Source organism: Caballeronia sp. LZ033 (assembly GCF_031451265.1).
Classification (GTDB): domain Bacteria; phylum Pseudomonadota; class Gammaproteobacteria; order Burkholderiales; family Burkholderiaceae; genus Caballeronia.
The window spans coordinates 1-644 of record NZ_JARUXQ010000042.1 but is presented as its reverse complement, the minus strand read 5'-3'; the positions used below and the strand labels follow the sequence as shown (position 1 = coordinate 644).

Annotated in this window: 1 protein-coding gene; it reads left to right on the top strand. The window is 62.1% G+C overall.

From position 1 onward, the window contains the following. A partial coding sequence (locus QCE62_RS35100; protein WP_309928018.1) for an aldehyde dehydrogenase family protein occupies positions 1-644 on the top strand: 644 nt, incomplete at both ends.

Below are 644 nucleotides of genomic sequence, written 5' to 3'. Positions count from 1 at the left end.
AAAGCCATCGGCGAGGAAATGACCGGCAATCCGATCGTGCGCAAGCTCTCGTTCACCGGCTCCACCGCCGTCGGCCGACTGCTGATGGCGCAAAGCGCGCCGACCGTCAAGAAGGTCACACTGGAACTCGGCGGCAACGCGCCCTTTATCGTGTTCGATGATGCCGATATCGATGCAGCCGTAGAAGGCGCCGTCGCCTCGAAGTATCGCAACAGCGGCCAGACCTGCGTCTGCACCAACCGCTTCTACGTCCACGAAAAAGTCTACGACGCGTTCGCGCAGAAACTCGCCTCGGCGGTCGGCAAGATGAAAGTCGGCAACGGCACCGAAAGCGGCGTCGTGCTCGGACCGCTGATCAACGAAGCGGCCGTGAAGAAGGTCGAATCGCACATCGAGGATGCGCTCGCGAAAGGCGCGTCGCTGGTGTCGGGCGGCAAGCGCCATGCACTCGGCCATGGCTTCTTCGAGCCGACCGTGCTCACGAACGTTACGCCGGACATGAAGGTGTCGAAGGAAGAAACCTTCGGCCCGCTCGCGCCGGTCTTCAAGTTCAGCTCCGACGAAGAAGTCGTGCGCATGGCCAACGACACCGAATTCGGTCTTGCCGCCTACTTCTACAGCCGCGACATCGGCCGCGTATGGCG